Raw genomic sequence first — 21494 nt, 5'->3', positions numbered from 1 at the left:
ATCATGAGTCAAACCACTTTGTATCCGGTCGTAATGGCGGGTGGATCCGGGAGCCGGTTGTGGCCACTGTCCCGCGTGCTTTATCCAAAACAATTTCTGTGCCTGAAGGGTGACCTCACCATGCTGCAGACGACGGTAAACCGTCTGCACGGTGTGGAGTGTGAAAGCCCGGTGGTGATTTGTAACGAACAGCACCGCTTTATTGTTGCCGAGCAGCTGCGCCAGCTGAATAAACTCACAGAAAACATCATTCTGGAGCCTGCCGGACGTAATACCGCGCCTGCTATCGCCCTCGCGGCGCTGGCGGCAAAACGCAGCAGTCCTGACTGTGACCCGCTGATGCTGGTGCTGGCGGCAGACCACGTTATCCAGCAGGAAGAGGCGTTCCGCGAGGCGGTGCGTGCAGCGATCCCTTACGCCGAAAGCGGCAAACTGGTGACCTTCGGCATCGTGCCGGATCTGCCAGAAACCGGCTATGGCTATATTCGCCGCGGTAATGTGACGCCTGGCGAAGGCGACAGCGTGGCGTTTGATGTGGCGCAGTTTGTCGAAAAACCGAATCTGGAAACCGCCCAGGCCTACGTCGCCAGCGGTGAGTACTACTGGAACAGTGGGATGTTCCTGTTCCGTGCCGGGCGCTATCTGGAAGAGCTGCGCAAATACCGTCCGGATATTCTGAATGCCTGTGAGAAGGCGATGGCAGTGGTGGACCCGGATCTCGACTTCATCCGCGTGGATGAGGAGGCGTTCCTCGCCTGCCCGGAAGAGTCCATTGACTATGCGGTGATGGAACGCACGGCCGACGCCGTTGTGGTTCCGATGGATGCGGGCTGGAGTGATGTGGGCTCCTGGTCCTCACTGTGGGAGATCAGCGCCCATACCCCGGAGGGTAACGTCCATCACGGCGATGTCATTAGCCACAAAACGGAAAACAGTTACGTCTACGCCGAGTCCGGCCTGGTGACCACGGTTGGGGTGAAAGATCTGGTGGTTGTCCAGACCAAAGACGCCGTGCTGATTGCCGACCGTAACGCCGTGCAGGACGTTAAAAAAGTGGTCGAGCAAATCAAGGCCGATGGCCGACACGAACACCACATTCACCGCGAAGTGTACCGTCCGTGGGGCAAATATGACTCCATCGATGCAGGTGAGCGTTATCAGGTGAAACGCATCACCGTGAAGCCGGGCGAAGGGCTGTCAGTGCAGATGCACCATCACCGCGCCGAGCACTGGGTCGTGGTGGCGGGCACGGCTAAAGTCACCATCGACGGCGAAGTCAAACTGCTGGGTGAAAACGAGTCCATCTATATTCCGCTGGGGGCCACGCACTGTCTGGAGAACCCGGGGAAAATTCCTCTCGATTTAATTGAGGTGCGCTCCGGCTCGTATCTGGAAGAGGACGATATCGTGCGCTTCCAGGATCGCTACGGCCGGGTGTAGCACTCTGCAATACGCCCGGTGGCGCTGCGCTTGCCGGGCCTACGAATGACAAAAAAATCAATTTGGCCATTTAGTGGTCAGGGCCGACTGTTGCCTGAAAAAGGGGTCATCATGGAAAAATTAACCTGTTTTAAAGCCTACGATATTCGCGGCAAGCTGGGCGAAGAGCTGAATGAAGATATCGCGTGGCGCATTGGCCGCGCCTATGGCGAATACCTGAAGCCGCAGACCATCGTGCTGGGCGGCGACGTGCGTCTGACCAGTGAATCCCTTAAGCTGGCGCTGGCGAAAGGGTTGCAGGACGCGGGCGTGGACGTGCTGGATATCGGACTTTCCGGGACCGAAGAGATTTACTTTGCCACCTTCCACCTGGGCGTGGACGGTGGTATTGAAGTGACCGCCAGCCACAACCCGATGGACTACAACGGCATGAAGCTGGTGCGCAAAGGTGCGCGTCCTATCAGCGGCGACACCGGCCTGCGCGACGTGCAGCGTCTGGCGGAAGCCAACGATTTCCCGCCGGTGAACGACGCGAAACGCGGCAGCTATAAGCAAATCAACCTGCAAAAAGAGTATATCGATCACCTGCTGGGCTACATCAACGTGGCGAACCTTAAGCCGCTGAAGCTGGTTATCAACTCCGGTAACGGCGCGGCCGGCCCGGTGGTGGATGCCCTGGAAGCCCGCTTTAAAGCGCTGAACGTGCCGGTGACCTTCATCAAAGTGCACAACACCCCGGACGGCAACTTCCCGAACGGTATTCCTAACCCGCTGCTGCCGGAGTGCCGCGACGACACCCGTAACGCGGTGATTGAGCACGGCGCGGATATGGGCATTGCCTTTGACGGCGATTTCGACCGCTGCTTCCTGTTCGACGAGAAAGGGCAGTTCATCGAGGGCTACTACATTGTCGGCCTGCTGGCGGAAGCGTTCCTTGAGAAAAACCCGGGTGCGAAAATCATTCATGACCCGCGTCTTTCCTGGAACACCGTCGATGTGGTGTCAGCGGCAGGCGGCACGCCGGTGATGTCCAAAACCGGTCACGCCTTTATCAAAGAGCGCATGCGTGAAGAAGACGCTATCTACGGCGGCGAGATGAGCGCCCACCACTACTTCCGTGATTTTGCCTACTGCGACAGCGGGATGATCCCGTGGCTGCTGGTGACTGAACTCCTGTGTCTGAAAGGTAAAACGCTGGGTGAGCTGGTGCGCGACCGCATGGCGGCGTTCCCGGCGAGCGGGGAGATCAACAGCAAGCTGGCGCAGCCCGCCGAGGCGATTGCCCGCGTGGAGCAACACTTTGCCATTCACGCGCTGGAAGTTGACCGCACCGACGGCATCAGCATGGCGTTTCCACAGTGGCGCTTTAACCTGCGCTCTTCTAATACCGAGCCGGTGGTGCGCCTGAACGTGGAATCCCGCGCGGATACGGCGCTGATGGAAGCCCGAACGAAGGACATTCTGGCGCTGTTGAATCAGTAACAATTGCCCCTCCCGGCGGGAGGGGAAACCGAATACAGGAACAACGATGACGAATCTAAAAAAACGCGAACGAGCGAGAACGAATGCATCGTTAATCTCTATGGTGCAGCGTTTTTCTGATATCACCATCATGGTCGGCGGACTGTGGGCGGTGTGTCGGATCGGCGGGCTGCCGTTTTTATATATGCATCTGCTGATGGCGCTGATTGCGTTGGTCGTGTTTCAGATGATCGGCGGAATGACCGATTTCTACCGCTCGTGGCGCGGCGTGAAAATGACTACCGAACTGATGCTGTTGCTGCAGAACTGGACCCTGAGTCTGATCTTCAGCGCGGGCCTGGTAGCGTTCAGCCATGATTTCGATAATCGCCTCGTGACCTATCTCAGCTGGTATCTGCTGACCAGCGTCGGCATGGTGGTGTGCCGCTCCCTGATCCGCTTTGGCGCGGGCTGGCTGCGTAACCGCGGCTATAACCGTCGCTTTGTGGCGGTGGCAGGGGATTTACCGGTTGGAAGGGTTCTGCTCGAGAGCTTCCGCAAAGAGCCGTGGTTAGGGTTTGAAGTGGTGGGCATTTATCACGACGCGAAACCGGGCGGCGTGCCGTCGGACTGGGCGGGGAATTACGTCCAGCTGATTGAAGACGCGAAAGCCGGAAAAATTCACAACGTTTATATCGCCATGCAGATGAAAGACGAATCCCGCATTAAGCAGCTGATGCGCGAACTGGCGGATACCACCTGCTCGGTGATCCTCATCCCGGATGTGTTTACCTTTAACATTCTGCATTCCCGTATTGAAGAGGTGAACGGCGTACCGGTGGTACCGCTGTACGATACGCCGTTGTCGGGCATTAACCGCGTGCTCAAGCGCGTGGAGGATATCGTGCTCTCTTCGCTGATTTTACTCCTCATCTCCCCGGTACTGTGCTGCATCGCTCTGGCGGTGAAGCTGAGCTCCCCCGGCCCGGTCATTTTCCGTCAGACCCGCTACGGCATGGACGGTAAGCCGATCATGGTCTGGAAATTCCGCTCTATGAAGGTGATGGAGAACGACAAGGTGGTCACCCAGGCGACGCAGAACGATCCGCGCGTCACCCGCGTAGGTAACTTCCTGCGTCGCACCTCGCTGGACGAGCTGCCGCAGTTTATCAATGTCTTTACCGGCGGCATGTCGATTGTTGGCCCCCGTCCGCACGCCGTGGCGCACAACGAGCAGTACCGCTCGCTGATTGAAGGCTACATGCTGCGCCATAAGGTGAAGCCGGGCATCACCGGCTGGGCACAGATCAACGGCTGGCGCGGTGAAACCGACACGCTGGAAAAAATGGAAAAACGCATCGAGTTCGATCTGGAGTACATCCGCGAGTGGAGCCTCTGGTTCGATATCAAGATTGTTTTTCTGACCATTTTCAAAGGCTTCGTGAACAAAGCGGCGTACTAAGATGAGCTTACGTGAAAAAACCATCAGCGGCGCCAAGTGGTCAGCGATGGCGACCATCGTCATCATTGGCCTCGGCCTGGTGCAGATGACGGTGCTGGCGCGCATTATTGATAATCACCAGTTCGGCCTGCTGACCGTCTCGCTGGTGATTATTGCGCTGGCCGACACGCTGTCGGACTTTGGTATCGCCAACTCGATTATCCAGCGTAAAGAGATCAGCCATCTGGAGCTGACCACGCTCTACTGGCTGAATGTGGGGCTGGGAATTTTCGTGTTTGTGCTGGTCTTTCTGCTGAGCGGTACTATCGCCAGCGTGCTGCACAACCCGGATCTCGCCCCGCTGATGCGCACATTGTCCTTTGCCTTCGTGGTGATCCCACACGGGCAGCAGTTCCGCGCGCTGATGCAGAAAGAGCTGGAGTTCAACAAAATCGGCATGATCGAAACCAGCGCCGTGCTGGCGGGCTTTACCTTCACCGTGGTCAGCGCCCATTTCTGGCCGCTGGCGATGACGGCCATCCTCGGTTACCTGGTCAACTCCGCCGTGCGTACGCTGCTGTTTGGCTATTTTGGCCGCAAAATTTATCGCCCGGGGCTGCATTTCTCTCTCACGTCCGTCTCGTCTAACCTGCGCTTTGGCGCGTGGCTGACGGCGGACAGCATCATTAACTACGTGAATACCAACCTCTCAACGCTGGTGCTGGCACGTATTCTTGGGGCGAGCGTCGCGGGGGGCTACAACCTGGCCTATAACGTTGCGGTTGTACCGCCGATGAAGCTGAACCCGATTATCACCCGCGTCCTGTTCCCGGCGTTTGCCAAGATTCAGGACGATACCGAAAAGCTGCGCGTTAATTTTTACAAGCTGCTGTCCGTGGTAGGGATCATCAACTTCCCGGTGCTGCTGGGGTTGATGGTGGTCTCGAGCAACTTCGTACCGCTGGTGTTTGGCGAGAAGTGGAACGGCATTATCCCGATCCTGCAATTGCTCTGCGTGGTGGGACTGCTGCGCTCTGTGGGGAATCCGATTGGTTCGCTGCTGATGGCGAAGGCACGGGTGGATATCAGCTTCAAGTTCAACGTGTTCAAAACCTTCCTGTTTATTCCGGCAATTATCGTCGGTGGCCATATGGCGGGCGCCATCGGCGTCACGCTGGGCTTCCTGCTGGTGCAGGTAGTCAATACCGTTCTGAGCTACTTCATCATGATTAAGCCGGTGCTGGGCTCCAGCTACCGTCAGTACATTTTGAGTCTGTGGCTGCCTTTTTACCTCTCACTGCCAACCCTGGCTGTGAGCTACGGTCTGGGCATTATCCTTCGCGGCCATCTGCCGCTGGCCGCACTGCTAGCGGTGCAGGTGGCCGCCGGCGCGCTGGCATTTGGCGTGATGATTGTGCTGTCACGCAATGCGCTGGTGGTCGAAATGAAGCGCCAGTTTTGCCGTAACGAAAAAATGAAAACGCTGCTTCGCGCAGGCTAGTTATTTAAGAGGCCATTATGAAATTATTAATTCTTGGCAACCATACCTGCGGCAACCGTGGCGACAGCGCCATCCTGCGCGGTTTACTGGATGCAATTAACACCCTTAAGCCTGAGACCGAAGTGGACGTGATGAGCCGTTATCCGGTCAGCTCATCCTGGTTACTGAACCGCCCGGTAATGGGCGACCCGCTCTACAGCCAGATGAAACAGCATAACAACGCCGCAGGCGTGATGGGGCGAGTGAAGAAAGTCCTGCGTCGTCGCTACCAGCACCAGGTGCTGCTTTCCCGCGTGACGGATACCGGCAAGCTGCGCAACATTGCGATTGCGCAGGGCTTTACCGATTTCGTGCGGCTGCTGTCCGGCTACGACGCGATTATTCAGGTTGGCGGTTCGTTCTTCGTCGATCTCTACGGCGTACCTCAGTTTGAACATGCGCTCTGCACGTTTATGGCCAAAAAGCCGTTGTTTATGATTGGCCACAGCGTCGGACCTTTCCAGGATCCGCAGTTTAACCAGCTGGCGAACTATGTCTTTGGGCACTGCGACGCGCTGATCCTGCGTGAGTCGGTGAGTCTGGATATGATGAAGCGCAGCGAAATTGACACGTCTAAAGTAGAACACGGCGTGGACACCGCCTGGTTGGTGGATCATCAGGATGACAGCTTCCAGGCAAGCTACGCGGTACAGCACTGGCTGGACGTGGCGGCAAAACAAAAAACGGTCGCCATCACGCTGCGTGAACTGGCTCCCTTTGATAAACGGCTAGGCACCACCCAGGCGGCGTATGAGAAAGCCTTTGCCGACGTGGTGAACCGCGTGCTGGACAGCGGTTATCAGGTACTGGCGCTTTCCACCTGTACCGGCATCGACAGCTACAACAAAGATGACCGCATGGTGGCGCTGAATCTGCGCAACCTGGTTAACGATCCGTCCCGTTATCACGTTGTGATGGATGAGCTGAACGACCTTGAAATGGGCAAGCTGCTCGGCGCCTGTGACCTGACCGTCGGCACCCGCCTGCATTCGGCCATTATCTCCATGAACTTCGGTACGCCGGCCATCGCCATTAACTACGAACACAAATCCGCCGGGATTATGCAGCAGCTTGGCATGCCGGAAATGGCAGTGGATATTCGTCACCTGCTGGATGGTTCGCTTGGTGCGATGGTGGGGGACACGCTGGGTCAACTGCCCGCCATCAACGAACGGCTGGCCGTGGCGGTGAAAGCCGAGCGCGAGAAGGGCATTGGCATGGTGAAATCGGTACTCGACCGCGTACGGGAGGGGAAATGAAGGTTGGTTTCTTCTTACTGAAATTTCCGCTGTCGTCCGAGACCTTTGTGCTGAACCAAATTACCGCGTTTATCGATATGGGATATGACGTGGAGATTATCGCCCTGCAAAAGGGCGATACCCAAAACACCCATGCGGCCTATACCCAGTATGGGCTGGAGGCGAAAACCCGCTGGCTGCAGGATGAGCCTTCCGGGAAGTTGAGCAAGCTGCGCCACCGGGCCAGCCAGACCTTACGCGGGATCCATCGGCCGCAGACCTGGCGGGCGCTGAATGTTTCCCGCTATGGGTCCGAATCTCGCAATCTGATCCTGTCGGCCATCTGCGGGCAAACGGCGCAGCCGTATCGTGCCGATGTGTTTATCGCCCACTTCGGCCCGGCGGGTGTCACTGCCGCGAAGCTGCGCGAACTGGGGGTAATAGACGGCAAGATTGCGACTATTTTCCACGGAATCGACATCTCAAGCCGTGAAGTGTTGAACCACTATACGCCAGAGTATCAGCAGCTTTTCCGCCGCGGTGACATGATGCTGCCCATCAGCGACCTGTGGGCCGGACGCCTGAAAAGTATGGGCTGCCCGGGTGAGAAGATTGCAGTTTCGCGCATGGGCGTCGATTTAACGCGCTTTACGCGTCGTCCGGTGAAGGTGCCGGGAAAACCGCTACAGATCATCTCTGTGGCACGTCTGACCGAAAAGAAAGGTCTGCATGTGGCCATTGAGGCCTGCCGTCAGCTAAAAGCGCGCGGGGTGGCGTTCCACTATCGCATTCTCGGCATTGGGCCGTGGGAACGTCGTCTGCGCACGCTTATCGAACAGTATCAGCTGGACGATGTCGTGGAGATGCCGGGCTTTAAGCCGAGCCATGAAGTTAAGGCCATGCTCGATGAGGCGGACGTGTTCCTGCTGCCCTCCGTGACGGGCGCCGATGGTGACATGGAAGGCATTCCGGTGGCGCTGATGGAGGCGATGGCCGTGGGTATTCCGGTGGTATCGACCCTGCACAGCGGGATCCCGGAGCTGATTAAATCTGACCATTCCGGCTGGCTGGTGCCGGAGAATAACGCGATGGCCCTTGCTGACCGGTTAGCGGCCTTCAGCGACATCGACCAGCAGGCGCTGGAGCCCGTGCTTCACAATGCCAGACAAAAAGTAGAAACCGATTTTAACCAGCAGGTGATTAATCGCCAGTTAGCGAGCCTGCTGCAAACGCTGTAACGCCGAGGTTGTATGCTGAAAAAGATTACCCGACGCACTTTTGTCTCTTCTCTGTCCGTACTGGCGGCCACGCCGCTGCTGTCGTCCCGCCTCGCGCGGGCGGCAGGCGGAAAGACGGTCTCTGTTAATCAGTACAATAACAACGACTGGATCGCTGCCTTTAAGCAGGCGTTTAAAGAGGGTGACATCGTCGTTGTCCCGGCGGGACTCACCTGCGAAAACATCAATACGGGCATTTTCATTCCTGACGGTAAAACGCTGCTGATCCGCGGGGCGTTAACCGGCAACGGGCGCGGCCGCTTTGTTCTGCAGGAAGGCTGCAAGGTCATTGGCGAAGGGGCAGGGCGCACGGAGAACATTACGCTCGACGTTCGTGGCTCAGATTGTGTGATTAAAGGGCTGGCAATGAGTGGGTTTGGCCCGGTAACGCAGATCTACATTGGCGGTAAGAAACCCAAAGTGATGCGCAATTTGCTGATTGATAATATCAGCGTGAGCCAGGCTAACTACGCTATCCTGCGTCAGGGTTTTCATAACCAGATCGATGGGGCCCGTATTACCAACAGCAAATTCAGCCACCTGCAGGGCGATGCGATTGAGTGGAATGTGGCGATCAATGACCGCAATATCCTGATCTCCGATCACGTCATCGACAACATCAACTGCACCAACGGCAAGATCAACTGGGGTATCGGTATTGGCCTCGCCGGGAGCACCTACGACAACGACTATCCTGAAAAACAGACCGTTAAGAACTTCGTGGTGGCCAACATTACCGGCAGCAACTGTCGCCAGCTGGTGCATGTTGAAAACGGTAAACACTTTGTTATCCGCAATATAAAGGCCAAAAATATTACCCCCGACTTCAGTAAAAAGGCGGGAATAGATAACGCCACGGTAGCTATTTATGGGTGTGATAATTTCATTATTGATAATGTCGATATGGTCAATAGTGCCGGAATGCTAATTGGCTATGGGGTCATTAAAGGCGATTATTTGTCCATTCCCCAGAACTTCAAGCTAAACAATATTCATCTGGATAATCGCCAGCTTGCGTATAAGCTGCGCGGAATCCAAATATCATCCGGCAATGCCACCTCCTTTGTGGCGATCACCAACGTCGAGATGAAGCGCGCGACGCTTGAGCTGCACAATAAGCCGCAGCATCTGTTCTTACGTAATATCAACGTGATGCAGGAGGCTGCTATCGGTCCTGCGCTGAAGATAAACTTTGACTTACGTAAGGATGTGCGGGGCAAATTTATGGCCAAAGATGAGACCCTGCTGTCATTGGCGAACATAAAAGCGGTGAATGAGAAGGGGCAGAGCTCGGTGGATATTGACCGGGTGGACCAGCAGGTGGTTAATGTGGAAAGGCTGAACTTTGCACTTCCGCGCAAATAATCGACGATCGTCTGTTTTGAGACTATTCCTGGCACAAAAGCGCGATCGAATCAGATTACAACTACAGAAATTTGTGATGCTGAGGCGTAACATTACCTCAGGATTACGGCAAATCATGCTGGCGAAAACAGGTTTAAGAGCTATAATTCGTCAACCATTTTAAGGTGGAAGAAATAATGATTAATTTGAAAGCAGTCATTCCGGTAGCAGGCCTGGGCATGCATATGCTGCCAGCCACAAAAGCCATTCCTAAAGAAATGCTGCCGATCGTCGACAAACCGATGATTCAATACATCGTCGACGAGATTGTTGCTGCAGGGATCAAAGAAATCGTCCTGGTTACGCACTCGTCCAAGAATGCGGTTGAAAACCACTTCGACACCTCTTACGAACTCGAAGCGTTGCTTGAGCAGCGCGTCAAACGCCAGCTGCTGGCGGAAGTGCAATCTATTTGTCCACCTGGCGTGACCATCATGAACGTGCGCCAGGCGCAGCCGTTGGGGCTGGGCCACTCCATCCTGTGTGCCCGTCCGGTTGTCGGTGATAACCCGTTCATCGTTGTTCTTCCGGACATCATCATTGATACCGCGTCTGCCGATCCGCTGCGCTACAACCTGGCGGCCATGGTGGCGCGTTTCAACGAAACCGGTCGCAGCCAGGTGCTGGCGAAACGCATGAAGGGCGATCTCTCTGAGTACTCTGTGATTCAGACGAAAGAAGCGCTGGAGACGGAAGGGCAGGTGAGCCGCATCGTTGAGTTCATCGAAAAACCGGATCAGCCGCAGACGCTAGACTCCGACCTGATGGCGGTGGGTCGTTATGTTCTGAATGCCGATATCTGGGCGGAACTGGAAAAAACCGAGCCAGGTGCCTGGGACCGTATTCAGCTGACTGACGCGATTGCTGAACTGGCGAAGAAGCAGTCTGTGGATGCCATGCTGATGACGGGTGACAGCTATGACTGCGGTAAGAAAATGGGGTATATGCAGGCGTTTGTGAACTATGGGCTGCGTAACCTGAAGGAAGGGGCGAAGTTCAGAAGCCGGATTGAGAAGCTGCTGGCTAACGACTGATATTCCTTTTTGTCTTTTTGAATAAGCGGCAGTTATCATTTGGCTATGTCAAACATAACCAAAATGGTAACTGCCGTTTTTTATTATTAATTCTAGCAATAACATGCAGTTATCTGATTCAATTGTGGGCTGATTTGTAACGATTTGTGCTTGTTTCCAGGGCCATTTAGGACGACAATTAACGGCAGTTTTTCGTCTGTAATCAGACCCAAAATCCTTTATCTAACTATCGCTCAGTGCACTGGTAGCTGTTAAGCCAGGGGCGGTAGCGTGCAAAATTTCTGAAATCATTATTATTAATCGGGTTCCAGAGCATCAATATCTCGATAAACCCAATAGATGGAATAGCTAACGTGAAAATCCTTGTTACGGGCGGTGCCGGATTTATCGGCTCAGCGGTTGTGCGGCATATTATTAAGAATACCCAGGATGCGGTCGTCAATGTGGATAAACTGACTTACGCCGGTAACCTGGAGTCACTGACCGACGTCAATGATAGCGATCGTTATGTCTTTGAACATGCAGACATTTGCGATAGAGCCGCTATGGATCGCATTTTCGACGAGCACAAACCGGATGCGGTGATGCACCTTGCGGCAGAGAGTCATGTTGACCGTTCTATTACCGGCCCCGCTGCGTTTATTGAAACTAACATTGTGGGTACCTATGTCCTTCTGGAGGCCGCCCGTGCCTACTGGTTGAAGTTAGATGATGCGGCTAAAGCGGCGTTTCGTTTCCACCACATCTCAACTGATGAAGTGTACGGTGATTTGCCTCACCCTGATGAACATCCTGCGTCTGCTGAGTTGCCGCTGTTTACCGAAACCACAGCCTATGCGCCAAGCAGCCCGTATTCCGCCTCTAAAGCCTCCAGCGATCACCTGGTTCGCGCATGGTTGCGTACCTACGGTTTCCCAACGATTGTAACCAACTGCTCAAATAACTACGGTCCGTATCATTTCCCTGAGAAGCTGATCCCGTTGGTGATTTTGAATGCTCTGGACGGTAAAGCGCTGCCAATTTACGGCAAAGGTGACCAGATACGTGACTGGCTGTATGTTGAAGACCATGCGCGTGCGCTGTATACCGTTGTAACCCAAGGTAAGCCGGGTGAAACATATAACATTGGTGGGCATAACGAAAAGCAGAATCTGGATGTGGTACACACCATCTGCGATCTGCTGGATGAAATCGTGCCGAAAGAAGGCTCCTATCGCGATCAGATTACTTACGTCGCTGACCGTCCAGGGCATGATCGGCGCTACGCAATTGACGCACATAAAATTGGCGTTGAGCTGGGCTGGAAACCCGAAGAGACATTCGAAAGCGGTATCCGCAAGACCGTGGAATGGTATTTGAGCAACCAGGACTGGGTAAACAATGTTAAAAGCGGTGCCTACAAGACCTGGATCGAACAGAATTACGGAGAACGTCAATAATGAACATTCTTCTGTTCGGCAAGACAGGGCAGGTGGGTTGGGAACTCCAGCGTGCACTCGCACCATTAGGGAACGTGATTGCACTCGATGTGCAGTCGAAAGAATATTGTGGTGATTTTAGCAACCCTGAAGGTATCGCTGAAACCGTTCGTACAATTAAGCCCGACGTCATCGTCAATGCTGCGGCGCATACCGCAGTCGATAAAGCTGAATCAGAGCAGGAATTCGCTCAGCTGCTCAACGCAACCAGCGTCGAGGCAATTGCGAAAGAAGCGGCTAAAATCGGTGCCTGGGTTGTACACTATTCTACTGATTACGTGTTTCCAGGGGATGGCGAAACGCCATGGTGCGAAACGGATGCTACCGCACCTCTTAATGTATATGGGCAGACCAAGCTCGAGGGTGAAAAAGCGCTCCAGTCTCATTGTGCTAAGCACCTGATTTTCCGCACAAGTTGGGTTTACGCCGGCAAAGGCAATAACTTTGCAAAAACAATGCTTCGCCTGGCGAAAGCGCGTAAAGAGCTCTCCGTCATCAACGATCAGGTTGGCGCACCGACAGGCGCTGAGTTACTGGCTGACTGTACTGCGCATGCTATCCGTGTAGCGATGGTAAAGCCGGAAGTGGCTGGCCTGTATCATCTTGTTGCATCAGACACGACCACTTGGTATGACTATGCTGCGCTAGTATTCGATGAAGCCAGAAAGGCGGGGATTGAACTGGAAATTGAAAAACTCAATGCCGTTCCAACCACCGCATATCCTACGCCTGCGCGTCGGCCACATAATTCGCGTTTAAATACAGAGAAATTCCAGCGCAACTTTGGCCTGGTATTACCGGCATGGGATGTGGGCGTTAAGCGAATGCTCGCCGAGCTTTTTACCGCTGAATCAATCTAATCATTAAATAATTGCCCGGATTCGGGCAATTTGCATTTATAGAGAAATTACAATGGCTACGCGTAAAGGTATTATTCTTGCTGGTGGATCCGGCACTCGTCTCTACCCTGTGACCATGGCGGTGAGTAAACAACTGCTGCCCATTTACGACAAACCAATGATTTACTATCCGCTGTCTACACTGATGCTGGCGGGGATTAAAGACATTCTGATCATCAGTACGCCACAGGATACCCCACGCTTTGAACAGCTTCTGGGTGACGGTAGCCAGTGGGGGTTAAACCTTCAATATAAAGTGCAGCCAAGCCCGGATGGACTGGCGCAGGCCTTTATCATTGGTGAAGAGTTCATTGGTGACGATAGCTGCGCGCTGGTTTTGGGCGATAACATTTTCTATGGTCATGATTTGCCTAAACAGCTCGAAGCAGCCCTGAATAAAGATGATGGTGCAACGGTATTTGCCTATCACGTTAACGACCCTGAACGTTATGGCGTTGTGGAGTTTGATAAAAACGGTACGGCCATCAGCCTGGAAGAAAAGCCGCTGGAGCCTAAAAGCAACTATGCCGTAACGGGTCTCTATTTCTACGATAATGATGTTGTAGAAATGGCTAAAAACCTTAAACCGTCTGCGCGCGGTGAACTCGAAATCACGGATATCAACCGTATTTATCTGGAGCAGGGACGTCTTTCAGTGGCCATGATGGGGCGTGGCTATGCCTGGCTGGATACGGGTACACATCAGAGCCTGATTGAAGCGAGTAACTTTATTGCGACAATTGAAGAGCGTCAGGGGCTTAAAGTCTCCTGTCCGGAAGAAATTGCTTTTCGCAAGGGATTTATTGATGCAGGACAGGTCAAAATACTTGCTGAACCACTGAAAAAGAATGCTTACGGTCAATATCTGCTCAAAATGATTAAAGGCTACTAATTTATGAACGTTGTAAAAACAGATATTGAAGATGTACTGATACTTGAGCCGAAAGTTTTTGGTGATGAGCGAGGATTTTTCTTCGAAAGTTTTAATAAGAAAAGCTTTGAAGAAATAACAGGACGTGAGATTGAATTTGTACAGGATAACCATTCTAAATCCTGCAAAAATGTACTACGTGGTCTTCATTACCAGCTAGCACCTTATGCGCAAGGGAAATTAGTTCGCTGTATAGTGGGTGAAGTTTTTGACGTCGCTGTGGATATACGTAAAGAATCAGAGACATTTGGTCAATGGGTTGGGGTATATCTTTCTGCTGAGAATAAACGTCAGCTATGGATTCCTGAAGGTTTTGCCCACGGATTTGTTGTTCTTAGTGATACTGCAGAGTTCCAATATAAAACTACAAATTATTACAACCCCACTTCTGAACGATGCATTGCATGGAATGACCCAATTTTAAATGTACATTGGCCAGTTTCTGAGAAAGAAGTAATTTTATCAGAGAAAGATAAGTTAGCTCCAGGTTTTGTAGAAAATATTAAGGATGAATAATGATTCCGTTCAATAAGCCATACTTACAAGGTAAAGAACTCTTTTACATATCTCAAGCGGTAAGTTTTGGTAAAATATCTGGTGATGGTTTTTTCACAAAAAAATGTCACGAGTTCTTTGAAGATAAATATGACTTTGAAAAAGTATTGTTGACCACTTCTTGTACCGATGCTCTTGAAATGGCTGCGATCTTACTTGATATAAAACCAGGGGATGAAGTCATTGCACCAGCATATACATTTGTATCAACAGTGAATGCTTTTGCATTACGGGGAGCCAAATTAGTTTTTGCTGATAGCTATATTGACAATCCAAATATAGATCCTGAATCTATTCGAATTAATATTACCGAAAAGACTAAAGCTATTATTGTCGTACATTATGCAGGTGTAGCATGTGATATGGATGAAATAATGTCTATTTCGCGTGAATACAACATTCCTGTCATTGAGGATGCAGCTCAAGCTATTGACTCCTTCCATAACGGTAGACCTCTGGGAAGCATTGGTACATTTGGTACTTTTTCATTCCATGAAACGAAAAACATTATTTCTGGTGAAGGTGGAATGCTTGTCATAAATGATGAAAGCTATTTTCAACGAGCTGAGATCATAAGAGAAAAAGGTACTAATAGGTCTTCATTTTTCAGGGGCGAAGTGAATAAATATGGATGGGTCGATATAGGTTCATCTTTCCTTCCATCTGATATAATAGCGGCATATCTTTTTGCGCAATTAGAAAATTTAGAGATAATTCAAAAGCAGCGAAAAACATTATGGGAACGTTATCATTCTAATTTGTGTGAAATAGAATCTAAAGGGCTTATCAAACTACCGGTAATTCCCGAGTTTGCTACAAACAATGCTCATATGTTTTATATAGTATGTAGTGATATAGACAAAAGAACTGAGTTAATTAATTATTTAAAAGGTTTCGAAATTCACTCTGTTTTCCATTATTTATCACTTAATAAAAGTGACTACTATTTATCAATTGGTAATAATGTTGAATTGCCAAATAGTGACCATTTTAGTGATTGTCTGTTAAGACTTCCAATGTTCTATGAGTTAACAATAGAGCAAGTGGATTTCATATGTGAAAAAATAAAAAATTTCTATATCTGATAGTTTGGTCGCATAACATTAGTTTGATCGCCAGACAATTCTCTTCTGATTAACAAGAAATCTAAATAATGATTAAAGAAGTCAAGTTATTGACATATATCTATGGCGTAAGAATATATACAGCTGTTGTTGCAATCTTACTCATTCCTTTTTTAATAAAAAGGATTGGTGTAGAAGCATATGGATTACTTGGCTTCTTTACAGTATTACAGGCATGTTTAAGTATTTTAGATGCAGGAGTAGGTGGGGTTTTAACAAGAGAAGCTATTATTTCGAAGCAAAACATTAGAAGATTTGAAAAATTTAACGTACTGTATCGGAAAATAATTGTAATATTTGTAGTTATTGCAATATTGCTTGTCCTGTTAGGAGGCGTTTTCAGCATAAAGTTTAGCGCCTCATGGCTAAAAACAAATATTGAAAATTCAACTATAGTCGTATGTTCAGCACTGATGTTTTGTATTTTTGCACTAAGATACTTACAGGGGCCGTTCAGAAGTCTATTACTTTCTAATGAATCACAAGTTACAATTACAACGATTAATTTAATAAATACAACACTATCACAACCTATTACACTCTTTTTATTATATTTCTTCAAAGGCGATGTTGTTTTTTATTTTGTAATGCAGCTTCTGAGTGCAGCATTAACATGTGGACTGATGATTTTTTTTAGTGAGTGCGTTAGGAGAAAAATTTTAAAAAACATCAGTGAACAACCTAACTTTGATGATGGTGTTGGTGAGATTTCGATTTCCAAATTCTTTTCGTTTGCATTGCAATTATCAATGCTTACGATATTGTGGGTTGTAGTAAATCAATCCGATAAATTAACGCTCACGCGTTTTTTGCCCTTATCCGAGTATGCGATGTATAGCATCGCCGTTTCAATAATGGGGATTTTAGCAATTATCAGCGATCCACTAAATCAATACTTACAACCAAGACTTACTAAATATTTCCATGAAAGAGATACGCGAGAATATTCACGTTTATATTTTAATGCATTTAAATTTATTATAACGATTACTATACCTTTAAGTGTTTTTTTGTTTTTCTTTTCTGAAAAAATACTTTTTGTATGGAGCAATAACATACATCTTGCTACAGAAGTATCGAAGTATTTACCATGGTTGTTTTTAGGTGGTGTTTTTTCAATCTATTCAAATTTAATATTCCTGCTGCTCTATAGCCATGGAGAGTTAAAAAAACATACAATTGTGTATGTTATTTTTAGTATGATAATAATTCCGCTGAATATTTTTATTGCCAAGAACTTTCATGGTGATGGTACGTCTATTTTTTATGCAATGAATGCTATCCTCTTATTTGTTATGTGGGGAGGATATAATCTCATTGAAAGATTCAGTAATGGGATAGGAATAATGGCATTTTATATTTTACCTTTGGTAATTATAGAATTCATTTATTATTATTTTATGTCTAATATAGAACTATTTAGCGGAAGCAGGTTGTTGTCTTTCATCTATTTATCTTTTATTGGGTTTGGAAGTTTGGTGATTGCTATGGGGTATGTTTTTGGAATGCATAGAATGTTACCTTCTTTTGATTTTAAAATGAGTAAAAAATGAAAGTATTTATATGCGCGCCTTCTTTTGATGAAAATAGTGGTGGTTCCGTTGTTCTTCATCGTTTGTGTCATATTATTAATGAATTCAGCCAGCATGATGCTTTCCTAGTACAGTTAAAGCCATCTTACTCAGGAAAGATAACCTGTATAAAGTTATTGCAGCAATTAAAATGGATGATTCATTCAAAGTCCTGTTATAAAACACATCCTGAATGGAATACTCCGCTATGGAATGCGAAAAAAATTCCTGAAGACAGTGTTGTCGTATATCCGGAAATAGTGAATGGTAATCCTCTTAGGGCCAAACATGTCGTAAGATGGTTACTGCATCAACCTGGCTTTCATACCTCCATCATCGATTATGAAGTTGGCGAAATGTATTATAAGTTTAATTCAGCTATTAAAGATTTTCATAGAGATGGATCGTTTACATCTCAGCGTGAATTGAAAGTTATTTATTACCCAATCGATATATATAATGAAAGTAATGATGTAAAAGATATAGACTGCTGTTTCATGGTTAGAAAAGGGACTTATAAAGAAAAAATACATCCCGCTAATGCAGTACAAATTGACGGTTTAGGTCATAAAGAAGTAGCCTCTATTTTCAAACGCTCTAAAAAATTCATTTGTTATGATGATTACACCGCCTATTCAATTTTTGCTGTGTTATGCGGTTGCCCGTCATATGTTGTACCAGCTCAAGGGCAGTCGATAGAAGATTGGTATCCAAATTTATCGGACAGATATGGTATTTCTTTTGGATTCTCAAAAGAGCAAGAGGAGTGGGCAGAACGCACAAGAGAAAATGTTTATAATCACATACTCGCTGAACATCAACGATCTACTGAAAATGTTCAGTGCTGCCTAAATGAAATGGCCGATTACTTCAAGCTAAGATAATATGGAAGGCAATTCAAATGAATAATGTACTCATTTTAAGAACTGCTTTTGGAGGTTTTAGTATATATGAAAGCAGGCAGAGGTTTTTAATTCCATAAAATATTATATAGCATAAAAATAATTATTTGAATCTAATATTGATTTCTCAGTCATATAAAGGAATGATAATTTTATTTAGATGATGCTATATGATATGTAAATGTAGTTAACTGTGTCTTGCAATATTTCAAAGCTGCTTGTTTGCGTTGAAAATATTCAGAAACCAGAAGTATGATCACTCATTAACTATGAGCGTAACATGAGACATGATTTAGTAGCTGCAAAACAGAGCAACAGTTTTCAGTTGGTTTTATTAATTTTAATTTCAACTCTCTTATTCCTAATCGCAGCATTTAGACCAATTGGTATTGATAATGATTCATTAACATATCAAGATGAGATAATTTCCTTTTACAAAGGGAATTCAGAAATTAAAGAGCCAATATTTATAATATTCAGCTATATTAGCGAAAAATTATTTAATGAAACTACGCGAATCGTTTTTGTTCTTTATGCCGCCTTCTCTGTATTTTTTAAGACTTATGCCATAGCAAAATATTCAAAGAGAATTGGATTATCTCTGGTTATTTATGCAGGCATGTTTTTTATTCTACATGAAATGACTCAGATTAGGGTTGGGCTTGCATCAAGTTTCTTTCTCTTAGCGATTCCGGACCTAATTAAACAAGACCGTAAAAAGTATATTATCAAAATTTTACTAGCATGTTTGTGCCATTTCAGTGCGGTTATACTTTTACCTTTAGTTTTTTTATCATCAAAAAAAATAAATCTAAGCTTAGTGTTCTCATCACCACTGATTATGTTAGCAATCATCTTGCTCATTGGGGACATGAATCCTGTTCTAATTTCGCTTTTCAGGTATTTGCCGGAACCTTTATCTACTAAAGCAATTTCTTATATCATAGGGGTTGAGCAATTTGGTCGTTTTGATGAGGTGAACATATTTAGTAAGTTTACTTTATCTGCATTCGCATTCTTTGTCTTGTATTTATACGCTTGTACAAAATCTATTATTAAAGCTGAGGATGTAATATTTCTCAAACTATTTAGCATTATGCTAACGATATTTTATCTATTTTCTTCAGTTCCTGTCTTGGCATCTCGCACTTTTGAGTTGTTTGCAGTATCTTTTATATTTTCTCTGCCAGTTATTGTCTCAAAGTTCAAACCGTCATGGATAGCAAGTTTGATAATTTTTTCTTGGGTATGTTTATACTGTTATTTGGTTAACTTAAAACTGATTGGAATTTAGATAAATGGAAAACAAAAAAAAACTGCTCATTATATTATTGAACTGGAATGGCTCTCAAGACACTCTGGCATGTTGTGAAAGCATGAAAAGTGTCCAAAGATTTAACCAAGGTTTAGCCGACTTAATTATCATAGATAATGATTCAAATATGGATTCTTATAAATATCTATGTGGTGGGTTGGCAGATCTTTTTGGTGAATCGCAAGAAATATCAGTTTCACATGATTTAATCAGTAATTATGGATTAATTGATACACAGGTACACAATAATGTATATTTATTTAGATGTTCTTTAAATCATGGGTTCGCAAAAGGGTGTAATCTTGGTGCAGAGTATGCTGAACAAAACGGCTATGAATACATTCTTTTTCTTAATAATGACACTGTTGTTGAACCTGACTTCTTGGAACCGTTATTAGCAAGTATTGATAGCGCTGATGCAGTAATACCTCAAATACGATACTATCATGATAAAAGTCTCATGTGGAATTGTGGTGGAGAAATTTCCAGGGTTGGTTCAAGAAAATATTATTTTGCTAAGAAAAATATAAATGATATTATTTTCCCTAGGGCTATTTTTAGAGTCACCTTTGCAACAGGGTGCTGTTTGTTGTTTAAAACAGTTTACTTTAAAAAGATTGGCAGATTCACTGAGAGATTTTTCTTTGGTGAAGAAGATGTAGAATTGGCCTTGAGGCTATTGAAAAACAAAGCTAAAGTAGTTTGTAACACCCACTCAATTATATACCATAAAGTTGGAGCTAGTATACAAGGAAGTCCTGAAAGACTTTTACGAAAAGCCTATATTCATTATCTTAATAGATTTGTAAATATGAAACTTCATTTAGGCATCACGTGGTATCTGTGGCTTATACCATCTATTTTGAAAGTTATGATTAATCTCCTAAAAATAAATAAATTAGGTCTTCGTAGTTCTTATGCTTTTTTGAAGAGTTTGATTTCTGATTCTTTATCTCTCACAGAGGTTGATAAACAAAAATTTGAATCAGTACTGAAGGATGGAATCAAATGATTCAAAAAAACTTTAGAAGATTTTTACTATTATTTAAGTCAATTGTTTTATCACTTTTCTTTTTAATTAGAGGATGTTTTAGTCATTCAACTCTAAAAGATGGTCATGCCGATTTTGTGGTATCACTAACTACTTATGGTTGGAGGTATAATTTTGTTTTTTTAACTATTGAAAGTATTTTCTTTCAAGAGATCAAGCCTTCAGTAATATATCTTTGGATTCATAAGGATGAACACATTTCCCCTATTGCAAAGTGGTTTTTAGAAAAACAAGTCAAAAGAGGGCTAAAAGTCCGATATGTTGAAAGAGATATAAGATCATTTAAAAAACTATCATATATTTTATCTCAAACAAATTGTGATTTTAGTTTTGTTGTTACTGCAGATGATGATGTGTTTTATCCTAAATATTGGCTGCGAAATTTCGTCGAAAATCCAAAAGTTAATAGTCATATCCTTTGCAATAGAGGAAGAGTAATTTCCTTTGAAAGCAATACTGAGCAGTTAAAACCCTATAAATATTGGCCGCTAGCTGATATAACTCATAATGAAAGTAATTATATACTACCTACCGGAGTTTCAGGTATATGCTATCCTATTAAGGCTCTCGATATGAGAATATCAGATTTTGATAGCATAGAAAAGTTATGTCCTTATGCAGATGACATATGGTATAAAATGATTACGACCGCGAATGGTTATCAATCGGTAATTTTGGATAATATCATTGACCATTTTCCTCCACTTGTTACATCCCTCACCAAGGGGCTAGAAAAAATGAATGTGAATGAAGATCTCAACACAAGACAATTCACTAATTCACTATCCTACTTCGGTTTAGGGAAAGATTCATTCGAACGTGAGTTTCGTTAG

18 protein-coding genes are annotated in these 21494 nt (G+C 46.7%); all 18 read left to right on the top strand.

Annotated features, from left to right (window positions below; all coding sequences use genetic code 11):
- The first annotated feature begins 3 nt into the window (after positions 1 to 3).
- Positions 4 to 1440: a mannose-1-phosphate guanyltransferase gene (cpsB, locus tag ABFI50_RS01600; RefSeq protein ID WP_014884498.1), complete on the top strand. Its 1437-nt coding sequence runs from the start codon at positions 4 to 6 to the stop codon at positions 1438 to 1440.
- 111 nt (positions 1441 to 1551) lie between these two features.
- Entirely contained in the window at positions 1552 to 2922 is a 1371-nt protein-coding gene (gene cpsG, locus ABFI50_RS01595) for a colanic acid biosynthesis phosphomannomutase CpsG (RefSeq protein WP_032636056.1), read from the top strand.
- 46 nt (positions 2923 to 2968) lie between these two features.
- Positions 2969 to 4363: an undecaprenyl-phosphate glucose phosphotransferase gene (gene wcaJ / locus ABFI50_RS01590; RefSeq protein WP_014884496.1), complete on the top strand. Its 1395-nt coding sequence runs from the start codon at positions 2969 to 2971 to the stop codon at positions 4361 to 4363.
- A gap of 1 nt (position 4364) precedes the next feature.
- Positions 4365 to 5843, top strand: a complete 1479-nt coding sequence (wzxC, locus tag ABFI50_RS01585; protein WP_248217440.1) for an MOP flippase family protein — start codon at positions 4365 to 4367, stop codon at positions 5841 to 5843.
- A gap of 17 nt (positions 5844 to 5860) precedes the next feature.
- Entirely contained in the window at positions 5861 to 7141 is a 1281-nt protein-coding gene (gene wcaK, locus ABFI50_RS01580) for a colanic acid biosynthesis pyruvyl transferase WcaK (protein WP_023330878.1), read from the top strand.
- Positions 7138 to 8358 carry a colanic acid biosynthesis glycosyltransferase WcaL gene (gene wcaL / locus ABFI50_RS01575; protein ID WP_023330877.1) on the top strand — a complete coding sequence of 407 codons (1221 nt, stop codon included), beginning with the start codon at positions 7138 to 7140 and terminating at the stop codon, positions 8356 to 8358. Before wcaK ends, wcaL begins: the two co-directional genes overlap by 4 nt.
- A gap of 12 nt (positions 8359 to 8370) precedes the next feature.
- Positions 8371 to 9762, top strand: coding sequence for a colanic acid biosynthesis protein WcaM (gene wcaM / locus ABFI50_RS01570; RefSeq protein ID WP_047625691.1), 1392 nt, complete (start codon positions 8371 to 8373; stop codon positions 9760 to 9762).
- A gap of 176 nt (positions 9763 to 9938) precedes the next feature.
- Positions 9939 to 10835 (top strand): GalU regulator GalF, encoded by an 897-nt coding sequence (galF, locus tag ABFI50_RS01565; RefSeq protein WP_032636058.1) that lies wholly within the window; start codon positions 9939 to 9941, stop codon positions 10833 to 10835.
- A 353-nt stretch (positions 10836 to 11188) separates the two neighbouring features.
- A complete protein-coding gene (gene rfbB / locus ABFI50_RS01560; RefSeq protein ID WP_032636059.1) occupies positions 11189 to 12274 on the top strand; it encodes a dTDP-glucose 4,6-dehydratase in 1086 nt (361 codons plus the stop codon).
- A complete protein-coding gene (rfbD, locus tag ABFI50_RS01555) occupies positions 12274 to 13173 on the top strand; it encodes a dTDP-4-dehydrorhamnose reductase (protein ID WP_032636060.1) in 900 nt (299 codons plus the stop codon). Before rfbB ends, rfbD begins: the two co-directional genes overlap by 1 nt.
- Before the next feature lie 52 nt (positions 13174 to 13225).
- A complete protein-coding gene (gene rfbA / locus ABFI50_RS01550; protein WP_282374549.1) occupies positions 13226 to 14104 on the top strand; it encodes a glucose-1-phosphate thymidylyltransferase RfbA in 879 nt (292 codons plus the stop codon).
- Positions 14105 to 14107: 3 nt separating this feature from the next.
- Positions 14108 to 14659: a dTDP-4-dehydrorhamnose 3,5-epimerase gene (rfbC, locus tag ABFI50_RS01545; RefSeq protein ID WP_282374551.1), complete on the top strand. Its 552-nt coding sequence runs from the start codon at positions 14108 to 14110 to the stop codon at positions 14657 to 14659.
- Positions 14659 to 15783: a dTDP-4-amino-4,6-dideoxygalactose transaminase gene (rffA, locus tag ABFI50_RS01540; protein ID WP_347485196.1), complete on the top strand. Its 1125-nt coding sequence runs from the start codon at positions 14659 to 14661 to the stop codon at positions 15781 to 15783. The genes rfbC and rffA overlap by 1 nt, the downstream gene beginning before the upstream one ends.
- Before the next feature lie 68 nt (positions 15784 to 15851).
- Positions 15852 to 17375: an oligosaccharide flippase family protein gene (locus tag ABFI50_RS01535; protein ID WP_347485195.1), complete on the top strand. Its 1524-nt coding sequence runs from the start codon at positions 15852 to 15854 to the stop codon at positions 17373 to 17375.
- Entirely contained in the window at positions 17372 to 18277 is a 906-nt protein-coding gene (locus ABFI50_RS01530; protein ID WP_282374556.1) for a WavQ, read from the top strand. The genes ABFI50_RS01535 and ABFI50_RS01530 overlap by 4 nt, the downstream gene beginning before the upstream one ends.
- Positions 18278 to 18575: 298 nt before the next feature.
- A complete protein-coding gene (locus ABFI50_RS01525; RefSeq protein WP_282374557.1) occupies positions 18576 to 19589 on the top strand; it encodes an EpsG family protein in 1014 nt (337 codons plus the stop codon).
- Between the two features lie 4 nt (positions 19590 to 19593).
- Positions 19594 to 20622 (top strand): glycosyltransferase family 2 protein, encoded by a 1029-nt coding sequence (locus ABFI50_RS01520; RefSeq protein ID WP_347485193.1) that lies wholly within the window; start codon positions 19594 to 19596, stop codon positions 20620 to 20622.
- The gene (locus ABFI50_RS01515) at positions 20619 to 21494 is read left to right on the top strand and encodes a hypothetical protein (RefSeq protein ID WP_282374559.1); all 876 of its coding nucleotides are present in this window, start codon (positions 20619 to 20621) and stop codon (positions 21492 to 21494) included. The genes ABFI50_RS01520 and ABFI50_RS01515 overlap by 4 nt, the downstream gene beginning before the upstream one ends.

This window comes from Enterobacter sp. HNDS-6 (assembly GCF_039850505.1).
Classification (GTDB): domain Bacteria; phylum Pseudomonadota; class Gammaproteobacteria; order Enterobacterales; family Enterobacteriaceae; genus Enterobacter; species Enterobacter kobei.
Note: the sequence above shows the minus strand (reverse complement) of the source record. Positions and strands in the feature narration are given on the sequence as shown.